General features: G+C 65.1%; 6 protein-coding genes. All 6 read left to right on the forward strand.

Annotation, left to right across the window (positions count from 1 at the left end; genetic code table 11):
- Positions 1–7: 7 nt before the first annotated feature.
- A complete protein-coding gene (gene iolC, locus BH95_RS08595; RefSeq protein WP_037181575.1) occupies positions 8–1,009 on the forward strand; it encodes a 5-dehydro-2-deoxygluconokinase in 1,002 nt (333 codons plus the stop codon).
- On the forward strand, positions 1,002–1,904 hold the full coding sequence (locus tag BH95_RS08600) for a Cgl0159 family (beta/alpha)8-fold protein (RefSeq protein WP_020112193.1): 903 nt from the start codon (positions 1,002–1,004) through the stop codon (positions 1,902–1,904). Before iolC ends, BH95_RS08600 begins: the two co-directional genes overlap by 8 nt.
- A 4-nt stretch (positions 1,905–1,908) precedes the next feature.
- Positions 1,909–2,790 (forward strand): 5-deoxy-glucuronate isomerase, encoded by an 882-nt coding sequence (iolB, locus tag BH95_RS08605; RefSeq protein WP_020112194.1) that lies wholly within the window; start codon positions 1,909–1,911, stop codon positions 2,788–2,790.
- A complete protein-coding gene (gene iolD, locus BH95_RS08610; RefSeq protein WP_208601149.1) occupies positions 2,787–4,745 on the forward strand; it encodes a 3D-(3,5/4)-trihydroxycyclohexane-1,2-dione acylhydrolase (decyclizing) in 1,959 nt (652 codons plus the stop codon). Before iolB ends, iolD begins: the two co-directional genes overlap by 4 nt.
- 24 nt (positions 4,746–4,769) lie before the next feature.
- Complete coding sequence (locus tag BH95_RS08615) at positions 4,770–5,642, forward strand: sugar phosphate isomerase/epimerase family protein (protein WP_019666233.1); 873 nt, start codon at positions 4,770–4,772, stop codon at positions 5,640–5,642.
- A 27-nt stretch (positions 5,643–5,669) separates the two neighbouring features.
- Positions 5,670–6,263 (forward strand): aldehyde dehydrogenase family protein (locus BH95_RS29455; protein WP_244164856.1); only part of this gene is annotated, 594 nt, incomplete at its 3' end.

Consider the following 6,263-nt stretch of genomic DNA (forward strand, 5'->3'; position numbering starts at 1 on the left):
GTCGATCTTGACCACCTCAGCCGATGCGAACACCACGGCCTTCGACGTCCTCGCCATCGGGCGCAGCGGCGTGGACATCTACCCCCTGCAGACCGGAGTCGGCCTGGAACAGGTCGAGACCTTCGGCAAGTTCCTCGGCGGTAGCGCAGCGAACGTCACCGTCGCCGCAGCACGCCTGGGCAACAAGTCGGCTCTGATCTCGGGCGTCGGCAACGATCCGTTCGGCCGATACGTCGCAGGCGAACTGGCCCGACTCGGTGTCGACAATCGGTTCGTCGTCACCGACTCGCAGTACGCGACACCGGTCACCTTCTGCGAGATCTTCCCGCCCGACGACTTTCCGCTGTACTTCTACCGCAAGCCGTCCGCACCCGACCTGCAGATCCGACCCGAAGACATCGACGTCGACGCCGTGAAGAACGCACGCCTCTACTGGTCCACCGTCACCGGACTGTCGGAGGAGCCGAGCCGCAGCGCGCACTTCGCAGCCTGGGAGGCACGCGGCCGGGCACCACTGACGGTTCTCGACCTCGACTACCGGCCGATGTTCTGGGAAACCACCGCAGCCGCAACCGAACAGGTCCAGAAGGCGCTCCAGCACGTCACCGTCGCCGTCGGGAACAAGGAAGAGTGCGAGGTGGCCGTCGGCGAGACGGACCCGCACAAGGCCGCCGACGCCCTCCTCGACCTCGGTGTCGAGCTCGCGATCGTCAAGATGGGCCCGAAGGGCGTCATGGGCAAGACCCGATCGGAAACCGTCACCGTTCCCCCCAACTTCGTCGACGTCGTCAACGGCCTCGGTGCAGGAGACAGCTTCGGCGGCTCGCTGTGCCACGGACTGCTCGGTGGCTGGCCGCTCGAGAAGATCCTCCGATACGGAAACGCTGCAGGCGCCATCGTCGCCTCGCGGCTCGAGTGCTCCACCGCAATGCCCACCGCGGCCGAGGTCGCCGCTCTCGCAGAAGATTCCGCCACAGAAGAGAAGAAGACCGAGGCCGCCAATGTCTGAGACCACTTTGACCCCTGCACCTGCAGCGTCCAGCTACGCCGAAATTGCTGCCATTCGTGCGAGCGACCCGCAGGCCATCGAACGAGCATGGGCAACCCGCGCCACGCGTGAGACCATCCGCGGAAACGGCCGGCTCATGATCGTCGCCGCCGACCACCCCGCCCGCGGCGCACTGTCGGTCGGATCCAACATGACCGCGATGAACAGCCGCACCGAGCTGCTCGACCGTCTGCGCACCGCACTGGAGAACCCCGGCGTCGACGGTGTCCTCGCCTCCTCGGAGATCTTGGACGACCTGGTGCTCCTCGGCGCACTCGAAGACAAGGTCGTGTTCTCGTCGATGAACCGTGGCGGGCTCGCGGGCGCATCGTTCGAACTGGACGACCGTATGACGGGCGCCACCGCCGCATCCACCGCCAAGGCCCGGATGAACGGCGCGAAGATGCTCACCCGCATCGCCCTGGACGATCCAGGAACACTGGAGACGATGACCGCCTGCGCCCAGGCGATCGACGAGCTCGCCGAGCGTCAGCTCATCGCCATGGTCGAGCCGTTCCTGTCCAGCCGCGTCGAAGGCCGCGTCAAGAACGATCTCAGTGCCGACGCCGTCATCAAGTCCATTCACATCACGCAGGGCCTCGGTTCGACGTCCGCCTACACGTGGATGAAGCTCCCCGTCGTCGACGAGATGGAGCGCGTCATGGACGCCACGACGCTCCCCACGCTGCTTCTGGGTGGAGATCCTCAGACCGCACCGGAAGAGACGTACGCGAGCTGGGCCAAGGCGCTCGAGATCCCGGCCGTCCGTGGTCTGATCGTCGGACGCACCCTGCTGTACCCCCAGGACGGCGATGTCGCAGGCGCCGTTGCCACCGCTGTGAACATGGTGAGGTGAGTCGATGAATTCCGAGTACTACATCGCAGCTGGATCCGGTAGCAAGGACGGCTTCGACGTCGCCGTGACGCCCGAGTCCGCAGGCTGGACGGAATCGAGTCTCTGGACTGTGACACTGGCAGCCGGTCAGTCGATCGATCTGAGTTCCGGCCCCGACGAGATCATGGTCGTTCCGCTGTCCGGATCGGCCACCGTCACCAGTGAGGGAACCAAGTTCGACCTCGCCGGCCGTGCGTCGGTGTTCGACGGCCCGTCCGACTTCGCGTACGTCGGCAAGGACTCGGCGTACACCCTCGAAAGCCGCGACGGCGGACGCTTCGCACTGTGCGGCGCCCGCGCCGAGAAGAAGCTTCCGTTCCGCTACGTCCCCGCAGCCGACATCTCTGTGGAACTGCGCGGCGCAGGAAACTGCAGCCGGCAGGTTCACAACTTCGGCACCGCCGACACCTTCGAAGCCGACTCGCTCATCGCGTGCGAGGTCATCACCCCCGGTGGCAACTGGTCGTCCTACCCGGGCCACAAGCACGACGAGAACACCGAGCACGAGTCCGCCCTCGAGGAGATCTACTACTTCGAGATCGCACCGGGCCCCGATAGCAGCAACGGTTTCGGTTACCACCGCGTCTACGGAACCCCGGCACGTCCCATCGAGGTCCTCGAAGAGGTCCGTACCGGAGACGTCGTCCTCGTTCCGCACGGCTACCACGGCCCGTCCGTCGCTGCACCGGGTTACCACATGTACTACCTGAACGTCATGGCCGGTCCGGGCCGCGAACGGGCATGGAACATCGTCGACGACCCCGAGCACACCTGGATCCGCGGCACCTGGGCAGACCAGGCCGTCGATCCTCGCCTTCCCCTCAACTCCGCATCGACAGGAGCATGACCGTGGTGTCCACCGCACCGATTTCGGCGGGCAAGACCGAAAACACCGAAGGCACGGTACATCTCACCGTGTCCCAGGCAACCGTGAAGTTCCTGGCGAACCAGTACGTCGAGCGTGACGGCGTGCGCACCAAGTTCTTCGCAGGCGCGTTCGGCATCTTCGGACACGGCAACGTGGCCGGCCTCGGCCAGGCGCTTCTGCAGGCCGAGATCGACGCCGTCGAAGCCGGCACCGAGCCGGAACTCCCCTACGTCCTGGGACGCAACGAGCAGGCGATGGTGCACAGCGCCGTCGCCTACGCACGGCAGAAGGATCGTCTCCAGGCGTGGGCCGTCACGGCCAGCGTCGGACCCGGCTCGACGAACATGCTGACCGGCGCTGCTCTGGCGACGATCAACCGCCTGCCGGTCCTGCTGCTGCCTGCCGACACGTTCGCCACCCGCGCGAGTGCCCCGGTGCTGCAGGAACTGGAGCTCCCGTCGAGCGGCGACGTCACGGTCAACGACTCGTTCAAGCCACTCTCCCGCTACTTCGACCGCGTGTGGCGCCCGGAGCAGTTGCCCGGCGCACTGCTCGGTGCAATGCGCGTGCTGACCGATCCCGTCGAGACCGGTGCCGCCACCGTCGCCATCCCGCAGGACGTTCAGGCCGAGGCATTCGACTGGCCGGAGTCGCTGTTCGCGCCGCGTACCTGGCACGTCGCACGCCCGCTGCCCGAGAAGTCCGTGATCTCGCGAGCGGCCGAGGTAATCCGCACCGCGAAGAAGCCGCTGATCGTCGCGGGCGGCGGCGTGATCTACTCCGGCGCCACCGATGCACTCGCTGCACTGTGCGAGAAGACCGGCATTCCGGTCGGCCAGAGCCAGGCAGGCAAGGGCTCGCTGAAGTACGACCACCCGCAGTCCGTCGGCGCTCTCGGATCCACCGGCACCACCGCTGCCAACGCGCTGGCCACCGACGCCGACGTCATCATCGGGATCGGTACGCGCTACAGCGATTTCACCTCTGCATCGCGCACCGCGTTCAACAACCCCGATGTTCGGTTCGTCAACATCAACGTCGCGTCGATCGACTCGGTCAAGCAGGGCGGCATCTCCGTCGTCTCCGACGCTCGCGAGGCCTTGGAGGCGTTGATCGACGCCCTCGGCGACTACGAGGTTCCCGCCGAGTACCGCACCCTCGTCTCCGAGCTCGCTCAGCAGTGGGATGACACGGTTTCCTCGGTCTACAAGATCGAGGATTCCACCGCACCTCTGAACCAGAACCAGGTCATCGGCCTCGCGAACACGCTGTCCGACCCGCGCGACGTCGTCGTCTGCGCAGCAGGCTCGATGCCCGGAGATCTCCACAAGCTATGGCGCACGCGGGATTCCAAGGGATACCACGTCGAGTACGGCTTCTCGTGCATGGGCTACGAGGTGGCGGGCGGCATCGGCGCCAAGATGGCCGAGCCCGACCGCGACGTGTTCATCATGGTCGGTGACGGCTCCTACCTCATGATGGCGACCGAACTGGTCACCGCCGTGCAGGAAGGCGTCAAGGTCATCATGATCCTGGTGCAGAACCACGGGTTCGCGTCGATCGGATCGTTGTCGGAATCGCTCGGTTCCCAGCGCTTCGGCACCGACTACCGCTACCGCGCCGAGAACGGACGACTGCAGGGCGGCATTTTGCCGGTCGACCTCGCTGCCAATGCGGCCAGCCTCGGTGTCGACGTGGTGCGCGTGAACAACGGCAACGAGTTCACCGACGCGGTCAAGGCCGCCAAGGCGAGCGAAACGTCCACCGTCATCCATGTGGAGACCGATCCGCTGATCGCGGCACCGGACTCCGAATCGTGGTGGGACGTACCGGTCAGCGCGACCTCGACTCTCGAATCGACACAGAACGCGTATGCCACCTACGAGAAGTGGAAGAAGATCCAGCGCCCCTTCCTCCGCCCGTCCGGCAACTGACAACACTAGGACCAAGCCGACACCATGAAGATCGCACTCGATCCCACCCCGTTCCATCACGATTTCTCGCTGCTGGAGCTGCCCCGCGTCGTAGCCGACCTCGGCTACGAGTACCTGCAGCTGACCCCGCACGTCGACATGATCCCGTTCTACAACCACCCGAAGGCCGACGACGACCTGGTCGCCAAGTTCAAGAAGGCCTGCAAGGATGCCGGCGTCGGCATCGCCTCCGTGCTCCCCGTGTTGCGCTGGGCAGGCCCGGACGAGGATGCGCGCGAGGCCGCAGTTCGGTACTGGAAGCGAGCCATTCAGATCACCGTCGACCTCGGCGTGAACGTCATGAACACCGAGTTCAGCGGACGCCCGGAGAAGGCGGAGGAGTCCGAGCGAGCGTTCTACCGCTCGATGGAGGAACTGGTTCCGATCGTCGAACGTGAAGGTATCGACGTTCGCATCGACCCGCACCCCGACGATTTCGTCGAAGACGGACAGGCTGCCATCCGGGTCATCCGCGGCATCAACTCCAAGAACTTCGGCATGGTCGTCGTCGCGTGCCACCAGTTCCACATGGGTGGCGATCTGCCCGGAATCTTCGAGACCGCAGGCGATCTCGTTCGTCTGGTGCACGTCGCGGACACGATGGACCACCACCGCTCGCACGGGCTTCGCTACATCACGAACCCACCCGGAAATGCAGTGCGCGTTCACCAGCACCTCAAGATCGGGGATGGCGACGTCAACTGGGACGAGTTCTTCGGCGGCCTGAGCAAGCTCGGGTTCTACGACAAGGACAACACCGTCATGGTCTCCAGCGTGTTCGGCGAGAACGAGAACGCCGACGAAGTGTCGCGTTACCAGCTGAAGACCATCAACGACTACATCGCACGGCACCGCTGACATCAGTTACAAAGGACAAGGACACTCATGAGCAACGTAATCGGACACTGGGTGGACGGTAAGCCGTTCGCTGGTACCTCCACCACCACCGCACCGGTCACCAACCCCGCCACCGGCGAGGTCACCGGCCAGCTCGCACTCGCCAACCTCGGCGACGCACGCACCGTCATCGACGCCGCCGCAGCCGCCTTCCCCGCCTGGCGCGACACCTCCCTCGCCAAACGCACCCAAATCCTCTTCAACTTCCGCGAACTACTCAACAAGAAAAAAGGCGAACTCGCCGAAATCATCACCGCCGAACACGGCAAAGTCCTCTCCGACGCCCTCGGCGAAATCTCCCGCGGCCAAGAAGTCGTCGAATTCGCCTGCGGCATCCCCCACCTCCTCAAAGGCGGCTACACCGAAAACGCCTCCACCAAAGTCGACGTCTACTCCATCCGCCAACCCCTCGGACCCGTCGGCATCATCTCCCCCTTCAACTTCCCCGCCATGGTCCCGATGTGGTTCTTCCCCGTCGCCATCGCCGCCGGCAACACCGTAGTACTCAAACCGTCGGAGAAGGACCCCACCGCCTCCATCTGGCTCGCCGAACTCTGGGAAGAAGCAGGCCTACCCCCCGGC

The sequence above is a fragment of the Rhodococcoides fascians A44A genome (assembly GCF_000760735.1).
GTDB classification, from domain to species: domain Bacteria; phylum Actinomycetota; class Actinomycetes; order Mycobacteriales; family Mycobacteriaceae; genus Rhodococcoides; species Rhodococcoides fascians_E.

Bases quoted from the DNA above. Each gene is read 5' to 3' on its own strand.
- BH95_RS08600 (WP_020112193.1), top strand. From the start codon at position 1,002: ATGTCTGAGACCACTTTGACCCCTGCACCTGCAGCGTCCAGCTACGCC.
- iolB (WP_020112194.1), top strand. From the start codon at position 1,909: ATGAATTCCGAGTACTACATCGCAGCTGGATCCGGTAGCAAGGACGGC.
- iolD (WP_208601149.1), top strand. From the start codon at position 2,787: ATGACCGTGGTGTCCACCGCACCGATTTCGGCGGGCAAGACCGAAAAC.
- BH95_RS08615 (WP_019666233.1), top strand. From the start codon at position 4,770: ATGAAGATCGCACTCGATCCCACCCCGTTCCATCACGATTTCTCGCTG.